Origin of the sequence: Chitinophaga sp. Ak27 (assembly GCF_012726295.1) — a bacterium.
GTDB lineage: Bacteria > Bacteroidota > Bacteroidia > Chitinophagales > Chitinophagaceae > Chitinophaga.
Genome location: NZ_JABAOB010000006.1, coordinates 247,807 through 265,326 on the forward strand (window position 1 = coordinate 247,807; position 17,520 = coordinate 265,326).

At 46.1% G+C, this 17,520-nt stretch carries 10 protein-coding genes; all 10 read left to right on the plus strand.

All coding sequences use genetic code 11. The features are described from left to right. The first annotated feature begins 98 nt into the window (after positions 1 to 98). The 10 genes from HGH90_RS20750 to HGH90_RS20795 all read left to right on the plus strand — a co-directional run bounded on the left by HGH90_RS20750 (position 99) and on the right by HGH90_RS20795 (position 17,432). The gene (locus HGH90_RS20750; RefSeq protein WP_168766876.1) at positions 99 to 818 is read left to right on the plus strand and encodes an NUDIX hydrolase; all 720 of its coding nucleotides are present in this window, start codon (positions 99 to 101) and stop codon (positions 816 to 818) included. Between the two features lie 675 nt (positions 819 to 1,493). After that, a complete protein-coding gene (locus tag HGH90_RS20755) occupies positions 1,494 to 4,895 on the plus strand; it encodes a methylmalonyl-CoA mutase family protein (RefSeq protein ID WP_169191808.1) in 3,402 nt (1,133 codons plus the stop codon). 119 nt (positions 4,896 to 5,014) lie between these two features. Continuing rightward, positions 5,015 to 7,444 (plus strand): beta-propeller fold lactonase family protein, encoded by a 2,430-nt coding sequence (locus tag HGH90_RS20760; RefSeq protein WP_169191809.1) that lies wholly within the window; start codon positions 5,015 to 5,017, stop codon positions 7,442 to 7,444. Positions 7,445 to 7,508: 64 nt separating this feature from the next. Continuing rightward, entirely contained in the window at positions 7,509 to 8,939 is a 1,431-nt protein-coding gene (locus tag HGH90_RS20765; protein WP_169191810.1) for a glycoside hydrolase family 125 protein, read from the plus strand. A gap of 99 nt (positions 8,940 to 9,038) precedes the next feature. Then, positions 9,039 to 10,820 (plus strand): MutS-related protein, encoded by a 1,782-nt coding sequence (locus tag HGH90_RS20770; protein ID WP_169191811.1) that lies wholly within the window; start codon positions 9,039 to 9,041, stop codon positions 10,818 to 10,820. A gap of 67 nt (positions 10,821 to 10,887) precedes the next feature. Then, positions 10,888 to 11,970: a PA0069 family radical SAM protein gene (locus HGH90_RS20775; protein ID WP_168766881.1), complete on the plus strand. Its 1,083-nt coding sequence runs from the start codon at positions 10,888 to 10,890 to the stop codon at positions 11,968 to 11,970. 571 nt (positions 11,971 to 12,541) lie between these two features. Further along, positions 12,542 to 13,117, plus strand: a complete 576-nt coding sequence (locus HGH90_RS20780; RefSeq protein WP_211172661.1) for a DinB family protein — start codon at positions 12,542 to 12,544, stop codon at positions 13,115 to 13,117. A gap of 962 nt (positions 13,118 to 14,079) precedes the next feature. Continuing rightward, a complete protein-coding gene (locus HGH90_RS20785; RefSeq protein WP_168766882.1) occupies positions 14,080 to 15,141 on the plus strand; it encodes an AAA family ATPase in 1,062 nt (353 codons plus the stop codon). A 125-nt stretch (positions 15,142 to 15,266) separates the two neighbouring features. After that, positions 15,267 to 16,013, plus strand: a complete 747-nt coding sequence (locus HGH90_RS20790; RefSeq protein WP_169191812.1) for a hypothetical protein — start codon at positions 15,267 to 15,269, stop codon at positions 16,011 to 16,013. Between the two features lie 6 nt (positions 16,014 to 16,019). Next, positions 16,020 to 17,432, plus strand: a complete 1,413-nt coding sequence (locus HGH90_RS20795; RefSeq protein ID WP_169191813.1) for an RtcB family protein — start codon at positions 16,020 to 16,022, stop codon at positions 17,430 to 17,432. Positions 17,433 to 17,520 lie beyond the last annotated feature (88 nt).

The following is a 17,520-nucleotide window of genomic DNA, read 5'->3' on the forward strand; positions in this document are numbered from 1 at the left end:
CGACCCATTTTGTTTTAAATATGCTTTTTTTTTCTTTCATTTGATTATAATTCCGCACGTTATTTAAAATAACCAATAGCTGTAATTCCACGTTCATTATGATGTCTATGCACACCAAGAACATCAACACGCACCTTGTTGAAATTAAGGATTATTTCAAGGTAGCTATTTCGGTAGATTGTGTCATTTTCGGTTTTAATGATGATGAGCTGAAAGTATTACTGATAGAATCTGACCTTAAAGAATTCAAAGGTAAATGGTCATTGCTGGGAGATATCGTCCGGCCTGATGAGGAGCTGGATGAAGCAGCCTATCGCGTGCTAAAAGAACGTACAGGACTGGATGATGTATACATGGAACAGGTACAAACCTTTGGTGCCATTCACCGCCATCCCGCCGGGAGAGTCATTACCGTAGCCTATTACTCCCTGGTCAACATTGAGCACGTAGAACTAAAGCTGCATAACAATGAACTGCACTGGCATAGCGTAAAAGACCTGCATGAAATGGCATTCGACCATAAACAGATACTGGATACCTGCCATGAGCGGCTCAAACAGCAGGTGCTGGTGCAGCCTATTGGCTTTAACTTATTACCCCGCAAGTTTTCCCTCCGCGAACTGCAAAACCTTTACGAAGCTATCCTGGATATGGAGCTCGACCGGCGTAATTTCCGGAAGAAGTTCTTGTCGATGGATTTACTGATGGATCTGAACGAGGAAGAGGAAGATGTGCCTCATCGTCCTGCCAAACTGTATAAGTTTAATTTCGACAAGTACGACCAACGCAAGAAGCGCTACCTGGGTATTGGCTTCTAACCCTGTTTCTGGTACTTTTTTAGCACGGGGTTGTTAAATATTTTTTATTTCTGTCAAAATTTATACCGCTAAAATCCTTTTTCAGTAAGGGTTTGGGGTGATGTGTACCTGCATAAAAATTGCACTGTTAATTTTATATCGGCCGTGAAAAAAAAGTTTGTTTTTAACAAAATTTTAAGTAAGATTGTGTAAGATGTACACATCCTATAAAACGACTTAATATCAGTATATCACCAGGATCTAAGACGAGTTCGCTCTAAATTTTTTTTTTTGTTTTTTGCCGTATGTAGAAAAATTCCATTTAATAAGTTTGAAAGACTACAAAATCATTTGATCAATAGTTTGATTTTATAGTTCCACGTTATGAAACATAAGACTGCTAAGCATTAATGCCTTGTGTCTTAACTTTACACTTTCCCTTGTACAGGCTTTGTACAGGGGAAAGTTGTTTTAGGGAAATACTAACTCATTTTGGTATCAGTTAAAAATTTTGCAACAAGATGAGGTAGGTGTTCAATCTATTCTAATTCTGATAAAACCCGCGCCATACCGGCAGTTCAGCCGGTTTTTCCGTAACTTGCATGTCTCACGCAAAGCAACAGCGGTGCAGCGATGCAAAGCACTTATGCTCCTTTGCTCCATTGCTCCTTTGCGTAACAAAAACCGGTTATTGATATGTCTTATACACCACAAAATAAGGTGCGCATTGTAACAGCGGCCGCTTTATTCGACGGCCATGATGCCGCCATTAACATTATGCGGCGCATCATGCAGGCAAAGGGCGCCGAGGTTATTCACCTCGGGCACAACCGCTCTGCTGCGGAAATTGTTGACTGTGCCATACAGGAAGATGCACAGGGCATAGCCGTGACTTCCTACCAGGGTGGTCATGTGGAGTTTTTCAAGTATATGTATGACCTGCTCCAGCAAAAAGGTTGCGGACATATAAAGATATTTGGCGGTGGCGGAGGAACCATTCTCCCTGTAGAAATAGAAGAGCTGCATGCCTATGGTATTGCGCGCCTTTACTCACCTGATGATGGTAGACAAATGGGCCTGGAAGGCATGATTGAAGACCTAATCCGCCAATGTGATATAACCATTAAGCCTTTGCCTGCCGGCAGCAACGTGGAAGACATCCCGCAGCTCCGGAAAGATAAAAACCCGAAAATTATTGCCCGTGCTATCAGCCTGGCAGAAAACGATATCCCGGTAGCACTGCTCAGCGGACAAAAAGCCCGCACTGCGGTAACCATAGATGAAGCAGCCGGTGCGCGGATCACATCTACCGCAGGGGAACCCGAAAGATCACCGGTACTGGGTATCACCGGCACCGGAGGTGCTGGTAAAAGTAGCGTAACAGATGAATTGGTACGCCGTTTCCTGAATCATACCACCGATAAAACCGTTGCCGTTATTTCGGTAGATCCCTCTAAAAAGAAAACAGGGGGCGCCTTGTTGGGCGACCGTATCCGGATGAACTCCATCCATCACCCGCGTGCCTATATGCGCTCTCTTGCTACCCGCGAAAGCGATAAGGCCATCAGCGAACATATACAGGAAGCCATCGATATCTGTAAGCTGGCTGCCTACGATTTTATCATCCTCGAAACATCGGGCATTGGCCAGAGCGATACCGCTATCACCGACTACTGCGATGTGTCCCTGTACGTGATGACACCGGAATATGGCGCCGCTTCCCAGCTGGAGAAAATCAACATGCTCGACTATGCTGATGTGATTGCCATCAATAAATTTGATAAAGCCGGCGCACTCGATGCATTGCACGATGTACGCAAGCAATATAAACGCAACCATAACCTTTGGAATGCGAAAGAAGAAGAACTGCCGGTAGTAGGCTCTATTGCCTCCCAGTTCAACGATGCCGGGATCAACCTGCTCTATGAAAAGGTAATGGAGAAGGTAACGGAGAAAGCCGGTATCAGCTTCGGTCCTATGCCACATGAAAGCATTAAATCTACTGCCACTAAATCGCAGATCATACCGCCAGCCCGCGTGCGCTACCTGGCTGAGATAGCAGAAGCTATCGTCGACTATGGCAACTGGGTAAACGAACAATGCAAACTGGCTACCCAATTGTACCAGGTAGCCGGCGTGGCAGCCCTGCAAGCTTCACAGTCCGCTGCGCTGGCTGATATCAAAGCACACCTGGAAAAGGCCCTGCACCCGGAATGTAAAAAACTGGTAGAAGAATGGCCCGCTCTGGTGAAAAAATACACCGCCGATTTTTACGAATTCCAGGTAAGGGATAAAGTGATCAAGCTTCCACTGTATTCCGAAAGCCTGAGCCACAGCAGGATTCCCAAGGTGAGCCTGCCCAAATACAACGACTGGGGCGATATTCTTCGCTGGCAGCTCACAGAAAACCTGCCCGGAGAATTCCCTTATGCCGCCGGTGTATTCCCGCTGAAAAGGGAAGGCGAAGATCCTACCCGTATGTTTGCCGGTGAAGGCGGCCCGGAAAGAACGAATAAACGTTTTCACTACGTATCGCTCGACCAGCCAGCAAAGCGCCTGTCTACCGCTTTCGACAGCGTTACACTGTACGGGGAAGATCCTGCGGTAAGACCCGATATCTACGGTAAAGTGGGTAACTCCGGCGTAAGCATCGCCACCGTGGATGATGCTAAAAAACTATACAGTGGTTTTGATCTCTGTGATCCCAAAACCTCGGTATCCATGACCATCAATGGCCCTGCGCCTATACTGCTGGCGTTTTTCATGAATGCCGCCATTGATCAGCAATGCGAGAAATATATCAGGGAACAGGGACTTACCGAAAAAGTAAAATCCCTGATAGCCCAAAAGTTCAAAGACCATCCGTTGCCACATTACAACGGGGATCTGCCCGCCGGCAATGATGGCCTTGGCCTGCAGCTACTAGGTATTTCGGGAGAAGAAGTATTGGACCGTGAAGTATATGAGAAAATTAAAGCCCATGCCCTCAGTACGGTACGTGGTACTGTACAGGCAGATATCCTGAAAGAAGACCAGGCGCAGAATACCTGTATCTTCTCCACCGAATTTGCGTTGAAGCTGATGGGCGATGTGCAGGAATATTTCATCACCCAGAAAGTACGCAACTTCTACTCAGTAAGTATTTCGGGTTATCATATTGCAGAAGCAGGCGCCAATCCCATTACCCAGCTTGCATTTACACTGGCCAATGGATTTACCTATGTAGAATACTACCTGAGCAGGGGCATGAACATCGATGACTTTGCACCTAACCTGTCGTTCTTCTTCAGCAACGGTATGGACCCTGAGTATGCGGTGATAGGTCGTGTTGCCCGCCGCATCTGGGCCAAAGCCATTAAGTATAAATACAAAGGCAACGACCGCTCCCAGAAATTGAAATATCATATCCAGACTTCCGGCCGCAGTTTACACGCGCAAGAAATCGATTTTAACGATATCCGTACTACACTACAGGCATTGTACGCCATTTACGATAACTGTAATTCGCTGCATACCAACGCGTACGATGAGGCCATCACTACTCCTACAGAAGAGAGCGTGAGAAGGGCAATGGCTATTCAGCTGATCATCAACCGGGAATTGGGTACTGCTAAAAATGAAAACCCCGTGCAAGGTTCCTTCTTCATTGAAGAACTGACCGACCTGGTGGAAGAAGCCGTACTGGCGGAATTTAACCGTATTACCGAACGTGGTGGCGTTTTGGGCGCCATGGAAAGGATGTACCAGCGAAATAAAATACAGGAAGAAAGCCTGTACTACGAGTCGCTGAAACATACCGGTGAGTTCCCTATAGTAGGCGTAAATACCTTCCTGAATAAAAATGGCTCGCCTACCATCATCCCGGCAGAAGTAATCCGCTCTACCACCGAAGAAAAAGAATTTCAGATCCACACCCTGGAAGCCTTCCAGCGCAGGCATGAGCACAAAAGCGAAGCAGCCCTGAAGCATTTGCAACAGGTAGCCGTAAACAATGGGAACCTCTTCGCCGAATTAATGGAAACAGTGAAGCACTGCTCCCTTGGCCAGATTACCCATGCCCTGTATGAAGTTGGAGGGCAGTACAGAAGGAACATGTAATAGAGAGCTGAAGGCTTTCAGCTTTTTGCTTTATATTATCTTAGTATTACTTTTTGGTAAGACAGGACGACGACCCGGCTGTTCATTTTATTTTTACCGCTTCACTTATTGAAATCGCTATGAAAAAATTATGTTGGGGCGTGCTATTGCTGGCCGCCTTGCAGGTAAACGGGCAATCAACTGACACAGTAGCAAAGCGTGTAGTACTGCCTAATGGCTGGTCTTTATCCCCGGTAGGGCACTCATTGCCATTGGGCGATTTGCCCCTGAATATGGTGGTATCGCCTTCCGGGAAATATGTAGCTGTTACCAATAATGGGCAAAGTAAGCAAACCATCCAGCTGCTCGACGCGAAAAATGAAGGGCAACTGGATGAAGTAACCATCCCCAAAGCCTGGTTAGGACTGGCTTTCAGTAAAGATGAGCAAAAACTGTATGCCTCCGGCGCCAACGATAACGTGATCTGGCAATATTCCATTAATAATAATCATTTGCAGGTAACAGACAGTATCCGGTTGGGTTTGAGCTGGCCAAAGGAAAAAATATGCCCCACCGGAATGGTAGCCGATTACTCACGTAACCGGCTATACGTAGTTACGAAAGAAGATAATAGCTTGTATATTATCGATCTGCAAACGAATAAGGTAAATTCCCGTATTCCATTACCCGCAGAAGCTTACACGGTAGTACTATCTAAGGATAAAAGCCGGTTATATATTTCCCTGTGGGGTAAAGATGAAGTGGCCGTATTTGATCTGAAGGCCGAAAAACTCCAGCACTCTATTGCTGTAGGGAGTCATCCTAATGAAATGATACTGTCCGGCAATGGGAAATACCTCTATGTGGCCAATGCCAACGATAATGCAGTATCGGTGATCCGCACGGCGGATCAGAAGGTGATAGAAACCCTGCAAACAGCACTTTATCCGGATGCTCCCGCCGGCTCCACTACAAATGGCCTGGCGTTATCTGCCAACAACCAACAACTGTACATTGCCAATGCCGACAACAACTGCCTGGCTGTTTTTGATGTATCCAATCCTTGTAAAAGCCGTTCCAAAGGCTTTATTCCAGTGGGCTGGTATCCCACCTGCGTGCGGATGATAGGACGCAAGTTATGGGTAGCGAACGGTAAAGGATTTACGTCGATGGCCAATCCCGATGGACCTAATCCTGTAAGCAAAAAAGATGAGAGTGGCTCACATCAGGGCAATACCCGGAAAGACAGGCCTGTACAGTATATTGGCGGGTTGTTTAAAGGTACCCTGTCTGTTTTTAATGCACCGGATGATGCCCTGCTGGCCCGTTGGTCGCGGCTGGTGTATGAAAACACTCCTTACAACAAAGACAAAGAACGCACGGCCGCCGGAGAAACGGGCAATCCTGTTCCCAGGGAAGCAGGACAAAGTTCTCCTATTAAATATGTTTTCTACATCATTAAAGAAAACCGTACTTACGACCAGGTACTGGGCGATATAGCAGCAGGAAATGGTGATAGCAGCCTGTGTATTTTCCCCGACAGGATTACCCCTAATCAGCATAGCCTGGTAAAGAATTTTGTATTGTTAGATAATTTTTATGTAGATGCGGAAGTAAGCGCCGATGGCCATAACTGGAGCACAGCCGCCTATGCTACAGACTATGTGGAAAAGACCTGGCCCACCAGCTATGGTGGCCGTGGTGGTACCTATGACTATGAAGGTAGCCGGAAAATAGCGTATCCCAAAAAAGGATTTATCTGGGACTACTGTAATCGTGCGGGTATCAGCTACCGTACTTATGGAGAATTTGCAGGGAAGGGAAAGGCGTCGCTAAAATCATTGGAAAATAACTTCTGTACTGATTATCCTTCTTTCGACCTGGGTGTCCAGGATATAGCCCGCCAGCAAATATGGCAACGTGATTTTGATTCCCTGCTGGCTATCGACGCGGTGCCTCGCTTTAATAGTATCCGTCTGGGCAATGACCATACCAGCGGTATGAGGAAGGGGGCCTATTCTCCTTATGCTGCCGTGGCAGACAACGATCTGGCGGTAGGGCAGCTGGTGGACTACATCTCCCATAGTAAGATATGGAAGGAAAGCGCCATTTTTATCCTGGAAGATGACGCCCAAAATGGTCCTGATCATATCGATGCACATCGCTCTACGGCCTATGTTATCAGTCCCTATATAAAAAGAAAGTCAGTAAACCATAATATGTACTCCACTTCCGGTATGTTGCGCACTATGGAGCTGATCCTGGGTTTACCTCCTATGAGCCAGTACGACGCGGCAGCCACTCCTATGTGGGAGCTGTTTACCGCCACACCGGACCTGACGCCTTATACAGTATTGCCAGCCCAGGTAGATATTCATGAAAGAAATATGGCCTGGAATGAAAGCGCCCGCCGTTCTGCTAATTTTGACCTGGCGCATGAAGACCGGGTACCGGACCTGGAATTGAATGAAGTGGTGTGGAAGGCCGTCCATGGCGAACATGCGGTAATGCCGGCGCCCCGGAGAAGCGCTTTTGTGAAGTTACAGGCTGCCGAAGAAGAGGACGATTGATAAATCGATTAAGCAAATCCGGGAAACTTTTCTATTTTAGGGCTTCCTAAATTCAAAAAACGTTATGGTTGCAAGGAGAGATTTTCTTAAAAACAGTGCACTTGTAGCAGGCGCTGTTGGGCTGGGACTGCCCAAAACAGTATTTGGATGGGCAGGGTATACTTCCCAGCGCCCACCACTGGCAAAGCGGAAATTCACCAGCGAAGCCGTAGAAAAGACCATCGTGAAGGTGAAATCTCAGATTGCAGATACAAAATTGGGATGGTTATTTGAAAACTGCTTTCCTAATACGCTCGATACCACGGTGAGCTTTAAAATGGACAATGGTAAGCCGGATACCTTCGTGATCACCGGTGATATCAATGCTATGTGGCTGCGTGATTCCTCAGCCCAGGTTTGGCCTTACCTGCCATTGGTGAAGGAAGACACGAAGTTGAAAGATATGGTGGTGGGGGTCATTAACCGGCAGACTAAATGCATCCTCATTGATCCATATGCCAACGCTTTCAATGAAGGGCCTACCGGCAGCGAATGGGAGAAAGACCTTACGCAGATGAAGCCAGAGCTGCATGAGCGGAAATGGGAGATCGATTCCCTGTGTTACCCGGTACGGTTGTCTTATAACTACTGGAAGATCAGTGGCGACAATACTCCATTCGATGCTAAATACAAGCAGGCAGCGCAGCTGATCGTGAAAACGTTCAAGGAACAACAGCGTAAAGAAGGAAAGGGGCCTTACAAATTCCAGCGGGTATCGGCGGTACAATCAGATACGGTGGCCAATGGCGGATGGGGTAACCCCATTTCCCCGGTGGGACTGATCGTGTCTATTTTCCGCCCATCGGACGATGCTACCGTATTCCCATTCCTGATTCCGTCCAACATGTTTGCCGTAGTATCCCTGCGCCAACTGGCCGAAATCAGTGAAAGTATCTATAAAGACAATGCCTTTGCAGCAGAGTGTACGGCGCTGGCCGACGAAGTAGACCGTGCCATCAAGGCCCACGCTATCGTGGAACACCCTAAATTGGGCATGATGTACGGTTTTGAAGTAGATGGCTTCGGTAACCGTTTGTTCCTCGATGATACCAACGTTCCAAGCCTGCTGTCGATCCCTTACCTGGGCTATACCGGCGTAGATGATCCGCTGTACCAGGCTTCCCGTCACTTTGTATGGAGTAATTTCCAGCCCTGGTTTTACCGCGGTAAATATGGTGATGGGGTAGGTAGTCCTCATACCGGCGATGGTTATATCTGGCCAATGAGCATTATTATTAAAGCGCTGACCAGTCATGATAAAGAAGAGATAGCCGCCTGCATTAAGACCCTGCGTAATACCGACGGTGACACTGGTTTTATTCACGAATCTTATCAAAAGGACGATCCAACTAAATATACCCGTCCATGGTTTGCCTGGGTAAATACTTTATTTGGTGAACTTATATTGAAAGTGAGCCAGGAATACCCTGACTTACTGAAAAGACAGTATGCTTAAATAATCCAGGTCAACTGAAACCAGGGATTTTGTGGTTTATGTTCAATAAATTGTGAACGTAAACTTCAAAATCCCTTTTTTATTAGTAATACTATATCGATGACCGTAGCAGCAATATACCAGCAGAGAATCGTACAATTCCGGGAGGCCATTAGGAAGGAAAAGCGATTAACGTCTACCCTGGCATGGTGCAGGCTGGCATCCTTCCTCGTGGCATTGGCGGGCGTGGTGTTGTTTTTCCGGAATGGTAGGGAGGGCACGTGGCTGTTGTTGTCTGCCATAGGACTGGTGGCTTTTGTTTTTTTCCTGGTACGTTATTCAAAATCGCAGCAACGGCTGCAGTTGTACAACACTTTACTGGATCTTAATGAGAAAGAAAAAGAGCTGGTTACCACCGGGCAATCAGGGTTTGACAGTGGTAATGAGTTTGTGGATGACCAGCATGATTTCAGCAGTGACCTGGACGTATTCGGTCCTTCTTCGATTTATCAGCATATCAACCGCACCGGGACGCTGTCGGGCAAACAGGAGTTGGCACAGGCGCTGCGGCAGCCGTTACAGAACACAGCGGGAATAGCTGCCACACAGGAAGCATTGAAGGTATTGGCCCCGGAATTGGAATTCCGGCAACTGCTCACCGCTAATGCTTTGCTGGCCAAGGAAGAAGCAGGCGATCGCCGGGAAATTTATGCCTGGTTGGATATGCCCATCCAGTTTCTGAATAACCGGGTAGTGAAAGTGGCCATCTGGGCAAGCCCGTTGTTGGTCACAGGAGCGATTGTGGTAAATATCCTGACAGGCCATTTTTACCCGTTACTGATATTGATCATGATCAACTGGTTGTTGCTGGGGGCCAATCAAAAGAAAATTATGTCGCAATATGTGTTGATAGCGCATAAAGAAAGGATACTGGATAAGTTTTCCATTTTATTGCAATTGATCAGGAAAGGTGCCTTTGGTGCGTCGCGGTTACTCTTGCAGCAGCAGGAAACCGCCGAGGAGGCCGATGTGGCCTTACGGCAGTTATCACGTGTGAGTGGCGCCTTCGACCAGCGTTTGAACCTATTGGTGGGCATTGTGTTGAATTCCGTGGTGCTGTATGATTTTCATTGCATCCTTCGCCTGGAGCGCTGGAAATTAAAGCACCGGGAGCATATCACTAAATGGTTTGATGTAGTTACACGGCTGGAGGTGTGGAATAGCCTGGCCACCTATGCCTATAATCATCCGGAATTTACCTGGCCAACACCTCAATCGGAAGGGCGCGTAATGGAGGCTGTTGCCCTGGGTCACCCACTGATACCAGTTTCCGACTGTGTAAAAAATGACGGGGCCGTTGGGGAGAAAGATAGCTTTCTGATTATCACCGGTTCCAATATGTCGGGTAAGAGTACCTTTTTACGTAGCGTGGGCACCAACCTGCTGATGGCTATGTGCGGGGCGCCGGTGTGTGCAGCGGAGATGCGGTTTACTCCCATGCGTTTGATGACATCCATGCGGATCAAGGATTCCATTGCCAGTCATACTTCTTATTTCCAGGCGGAGTTGCTGCGCCTGCAGCATATTATACTCCAGCTAAAGGCCGGGGAACGGGTATTTATCCTGCTGGACGAAATTTTGAAAGGGACCAACTCGGAAGACAAGCTGTCTGGCTCCCGCAGCCTGATAGAGCATTTTCTGCAGTATAACTGCCTGGGAATGATTGCCACGCACGACCTGGAGCTCGGCCACCTGGAAGATAACTACCCCGGTCAGATCCGGAACTACTGCTTCGAAAGCACCATCCAGGACGATCACCTGTATTTCGACTACTGTATACAGCAGGGCATCGCCCGCAACAAGAATGCTACCTTCCTGATGAAGCAGATGGAGATTATTTAGATGGCCTCCATAAAACAAATTATTTGAATAACTAAATATTTTAGTAGTTTTACTAAAATATTTAGTTATGACTTTGCCATTCCAGGAAGGGGAATCTGCGCCTCAGTATTATAAGGGCCGTGGTGCGCAGATAAACCCTAAGAACAGGTTCCTGGCAGATGAATATGCCCAGGAGCACGCGGAAGGTATTGACGAGTGGTGGCAGGCAGATGTACCAACCCAGGTATTTGAAGAGCATGCAAAAACGCTGGTCAATAAAGTGGATAGTCCGGATGTGGGGATGTGGTTTTCCATGAATCCCTACCAGGGCTGCGAACATGGTTGTATTTACTGTTATGCGCGTAATACGCATCAGTACTGGGGGCTCAGTGCCGGTCTTGATTTTGAACGGAAAATCATTGTAAAGCATAATGCGCCGGAGCTATTGCGGAAATTCCTGGATAATAAGAACTGGGTGCCCAAGCCCATTTCGTTATCAGGGAATACCGATTGTTATCAACCCGTGGAGCGCAAGATGTGGCTTACCCGGCAGTTGCTGGAGGTGGCGCTGGAATATAAACAGCCGGTGGGAATCATCACCAAAAACTCGCTGGTGCTGCGGGACCGTTACCTGTTACAGCAGCTGGCACAAGATAACCTGGTTTGCGTATACGTGTCTATCACTACGCTTGATGAGGAGCTGCGCCAGAAGATGGAGCCCCGGACTGCCACGGCAGCACAGCGTTTAAAGGTAGTAAAGGAACTCAGTGAAGTGGGTATACCCGTTGGCGTTATGACGGCGCCTATCATCCCGGGATTAAACGATCATGAAATTCCCCGGCTCCTGGAGGCGTCTGCGGCCAATGGCGCTAAGTATGCAGGGTATACGGTAGTCAGGCTCAATGATGCAGTGAAGATCATTTTCAACGACTGGCTCTATAAAAACTTTCCTGACCGGGCCGACAAGGTATGGCATCATATAGAAGGTATGCATGGCGGAACGGTGAATGACAGCGAATTTGGCAGAAGGATGAGGGGAACAGGTAATATTGCCGATTTGATTAAGCAGCAATTTAAAATTCATACAAAGAAGAACGGGATGAATCAGGAACGCTTCGAATTCAATACAGACGCGTTTCGCCGGCCAAATGCCCAGTTAAGTTTGTTCTGACAGCTCCCTAAAGATCCTTGCAGTTTGAACTAATTGTTAAGTCCGCGAAAAAAGTAAGGTATTTTTTTGTGTAATAAAAAAAATAAAAATTATCTTTGTTGAAAGAACAAAAATAACTGTGCAACTTATATCAACATACGAGTTTTCAGCGATGGCCTGCAAGCAAAAGCAGGTCAAGGCCAGATTGCGGGCATGTTGCACCGATTGTTAACGATAGAAGAAGTTATCAAACGATATAAACAAAAGTCCCGCACTAAATAAAAGTGTGGGACTTTTTGCTTTAGAAGCAGTAATGAAATGACGACATTGAAAGAATTTCAAGCGATAACTATAATGCAAGAAAAATGCGCCTCATGGCGTAAACGGGATGGCTTTGCCTTAAGAAAGCCATACGGACAAGGTATGCGATAGTGTGAGATAACGCTCATCATTATTAGCCCGGTCCGTAAATGCGGCCGGGTTTTTTTGTGGCCAATCCGGCATGAAAATGGAACAAATATTTTTTAAATGATGTTATGCGCTAACCCATTCGATTAGCAATAAGTAAAGTGCATAATCCCAAAAACGTTAGATGATGAGAAACAGAAACGTTATCCAGGTTGTAAGAGAGGCCTTACTCACCAATTTCAGGGAGTTAGATCAGTGGTTTGAAAAAGACCAGGCATTACTGCACTTCAAACCAGACCGTGATCAATGGAACATCCGCGAAGTATTGGAGCACATTGCGTTGACCAATTATTTCCTCCTGCTGATCATTAACAAGAGCACCCGCCGTGCACTGGAGCGTAAGAAAACCGGCCATACGGTGATATTGCCAGCCGATTACCAGGATAAATTTGACCAGATAGATGTGATAGGCAGCAAATCCTTTGGCTGGGTAAGACCAGAGCATATGGAACCTACCGGGTTTAAAGATATAGCGGAAATAAAAGCCCTCCTGAAACAGCAATATGCACAGTGCATGTATAACCTGTCTTTACTGAAAAACGGAGAAGGGGTACTCGTATTTACCAATATGTCTGTTAACCAACTCGGTAAACTGGATATTTATCAATACATCTACTTTCTCACCAAGCATATTGAACGGCATATCCGTCAAATGCAGCGTCTACAGAAGGAGTACGAAGAGGATGCAGTATTAATATAATTTAGGTCGACCACCAACTTCCGTTTTTGTTAATCCTGATAGTTATTAAGGCCGGGCATTCATGCGCCGGCCTTTTTAGTGCTAAAATGCAGTATGAAAATAGTTTGGAGTGCTATATAAGAATAACTTCTTTTGTCGTATATACGTTGACGATAGTTGTTGAGGTGCTGTCTGAATCTAAAGAAAACAAGAAAACTTTATAAAAGAGAGATTGGTGATTATATATAATACCACAGCCGTTTTTAGACTGTTTTATTAATAGCCGAAATGCCATGGGATAAGGATAGTATAAAAATATTTTTTGAAATATTTTGTTAAAAATTTGCAATATCAAAATATATCCTGTTATCTTTGCATCGTTAAAAATTAATAATAGAACAAACTTATAAACATGAAACGCTTTAATCTAAATATCGGCAGCTCCATCCCTTGCTTAGCGCAAGAGGATCGAGGGTTCCGGGCGTTTTATGGTTACAGGTAGCTTAATAATATTTGTAAGTATAACAGAAGCCCGGGTCCATGGATCCGGGTTTTTTTGTTATCACTGTACACTGATAATGAATTTACCAGCAGATACAAAAAGGATTCAAATCCGCCGCAGCAAATGGTTTCAGGATAGCATGCCAGCATGGAATGCTAAACGGACAAGTTATGCCTTAACGTAGTATATGCGTTAACGTTAGTAGCCCGGTCCGTGAAAACAGACCGGGTTTTTTTGTATTGCCAGGCAAGAGATTATTTGAGGAGGTACATCATAAACAGGCAGGTGGAGTAATCCTGCTCCGCCTCACTCCTTATAAAGAAGATATTTTTTTCGTCTCTGTTTGCCATTTAACCCCAATCACCAGGCTATCATAAGGATAACCTGTATTTCCCCCATGATAAATTGGATTTACCCAGGACCCGCAGCGGTCCTGGTAAACCTTTATCAAACGGGAATTAAACAAAAAGAAGATCATAACATGAAGCATATAGTTAAGCAGATAGATATCACTGATGGAGATCATTTTGACGCGAAAGGGGTATATACCTTCCATTTTAATGCCATCCCGGATATCAATAACATTTATGAAATAGATGGTGATAAAGCAGCTGCGTTGTTTACCAAAACATACCACGCCAGTATACTCCATACCCATCGCTATACCGATTATGACAACAAGAAGAAAAAGTACAAACATAATCGAACGGTGATGGTGCTAAACAATCATTGTGTAGTATCTTTCTGGATGTCGATTTGTGAAATACTGCACGATGGATCAGTGCCAGATTTTATATCGGAGGTAACGGAGATGGTTACCCGGTTTAAGGAAAAACAACGCCGGGAACCGCATGAAATCAACCTGATTACCAGCGGTCGCAGGGGATTAGAGTTAAAAAGCCTCGAAATAAAACGTACCCGGCTGGATATCGGGATGTTGTATGATGACGATTTTAAAGAGGTGGACAAAATCATACAGCAACGGCTGAAGAAAGATAAAGATAAAGGTATTGTGCTATTGCACGGCCTGCCAGGAACAGGTAAAACCACTTACCTGCGCTACCTGATTGGAAAGATTAAGAAGCGGGTATTATTTGTTTCCCCCGATCTGGCCAGTAATATTATGAACCCCGAGTTCATGGAGCTGTTGATCGACAATCCGAATTGTGTAGTGGTGATTGAAGATGCAGAAAATGTGATCATGGACCGCAAGTTTACCGGGAATTCATCCGTTTCCAACCTGCTCAATTTATCTGACGGGCTGCTGGCAGACTGCCTGAATATACAGCTGGTATGCTCTTTCAACAGCGATTTGTCATCCATCGATAGTGCTTTGCTGCGTAAGGGCCGGCTCATTGCCAAGTATGAATTTAAGCGCCTGCCGGTAGGAAAAGCGCAGCAACTTTCCCGGCATATGGGATTTGATAACATTATCGATAAGCCCATGACAGTCGCTGAGATTGCCAATCAACATGAGCCATCTTTTGAAACTAAGCAACATGTGATTGGTTTCAGAAGAGCATCACTTGGAGAAATTGCATAACATATTTATCACCCCAAATAAACAATAACAGTTATGAGAAAAGAATTTATGTCCATACAATACCGCATAGTAAACAACCTCCGCCTCAGCGCAGAGGTATTGATCAGGCGAAGTCACTATTGTTTATGGACAATCAAATACACACTGACATTGATGAATACATCGCATCATCACGGATAAGAACTGCGAGGCGCAGACTGCGCGATGCGAAAACACAGTATGATAAAACATTGCTTTCTTTAAACAGGCAGGAGTTCGAATTAAGGAGAGCATGGAACCAGCGGGGATATGTACCGCTGGAACCACCGGTAACGAAAGGCTATAAACGTTTTTTTGTTTTGAGGGACGATGTGGAGAGAAGCCGTATGGCCGATTTTTACAGGCAATTATTACAAAAAATCAATACTTTCGAATACAGCCACCGGCGCGATTTTAAAGTAAAGAAGCGATCGCATGGCAGGAAGAAGCTGGTGGAGAAGCCACAGGCGTTATTGCACCCGGATGCAGCACACTTTAAACGGTTACAATTTTCAGATAAAGAAGCGGCTTGTTTTGAAGAGCGGTTTATTTTTATCGGAAGATGTAAGGAACCCGTGAAGCGCTATGTGTTTAAAGAGCCCTGGAGATTTGTTCTGAGAGTAAGGCCCAATATGATCACGCAAACAAGGATGATTATACCGGAACTGCTTTCTCAGATGGATCAACTGGACAACTACATAAAACGTCGTCAGTTACAACACAGAATTTTTAAATTAACCCGAAGTAAAAGTTCCGGCAAAAGGCATTGGATTTTCACGGATAAAAAAAAATATAAACATCCGCATCGTACCCTGCAGCAAATATTGCAGGACGAATGGTTTGATAAAAATTAACCTCATATGGCACACACTAAAATCGGAGGCAAAACATTATTGGAGATAGGTTACCCGCAGACGCCTGTATTTCGTATCGCCATGCGCGTAATGGAAGCAGATTTCAGTCACCTGAGCCAGGAAGAAGCAATTGAATTATTGAAGAAGATATTGGCAAACCCGGCTGCATACGTGGGGGATCCGGTATTGGGAACTATTGCTGAGCAGCTGTTACAACCTGTGGCGCCGCCAGAAATTGAACTGAGAGCTACGCCTGTTCCATATACTGTTTATGGAAAAGATTATATAGAAGAAGGTGCTATCCGGCAGATCAATAATGCAGTTCGTTTGCCCGTTGCCGTAGCTGGTTCCCTGATGCCAGATGCGCACCAGGGGTATGGGCTGCCGATTGGCGGGGTGCTGGCTGCGGAAAATGCTGTCATCCCTTATGGTGTTGGAGTAGACATCGGTTGCCGTATGTGTTTAAGTATACTGGATTTGCCCGAACATTCGCTATATACCAATGAGGCGGCATATGTAAAGGAACTGACCAGTCATACCAAGTTTGGCGCTGGCGCCGAATGGAAAAAGCGGGAAGCTGACCCGATACTGGAAAGAACGGAATTTAGGGATATCCGGTTTGTGCGTAACCTGTTGGATAAAGCAGCGGGACAATTGGGTACTTCCGGCTCAGGGAATCATTTTGTGGAGTGGGGAGTTGTAAGCATTACAGATGTTAATAATGAATGGAACCTGGCGCCGGGTAATTATGTCGGCTTGTTGTCGCATTCCGGTTCCCGTGGAATGGGGGCACAGATAGCCGGTCACTATACCCAATTGGCCAAAGAGTTGTGTCCATTGCCTAAAGAGGTACAGCACTTGGCTTACCTGGACCTGGATACAGAAGCAGGGCAGGAGTATTGGCTGGCTATGAACCTGGCGGGGGACTATGCGTCGGCCTGTCACCACCTGATACATAAGCGGCTGATCAAGGCCACCGGTGCTACTTTGCTGGCGAGGGTGGAGAACCATCATAATTTTGCCTGGCAGGAAATGTACGAGGGAAAGGAAGTGATTGTACACCGTAAGGGCGCTACGCCTGCCGGTAAGGGTGTGCTGGGTATTATTCCTGGCTCTATGACCGCTCCTGGATTTATTGTGAGAGGAAAGGGAGAGGAGCGTAGTTTGCATTCGGCTTCCCACGGGGCTGGCCGGCAAATGTCGCGTACCAAAGCGCTGGCATCTATTACTCCACAGGAGCTGAATGCCATGTTACAGGAACATGGGGTAACGCTGATCGGCGGTGGACTGGATGAAGCGCCGGGTGCGTACAAGGATATCAGTACGGTGATGGCATCGCAAACAGAGCTGGTAGAAGTAATTGGCCGGTTTATTCCAAAAGTGGTCAGGATGGCCGATGGAGGACCTCCGGAAGATTAATAAAAAAGAGATGCAATGAAGCGAAGGCGGAAGACAACCGAAGTTGTTTTTCGCTTTTCGTATTTTTATTAGTCTACTTGTTTGGTAG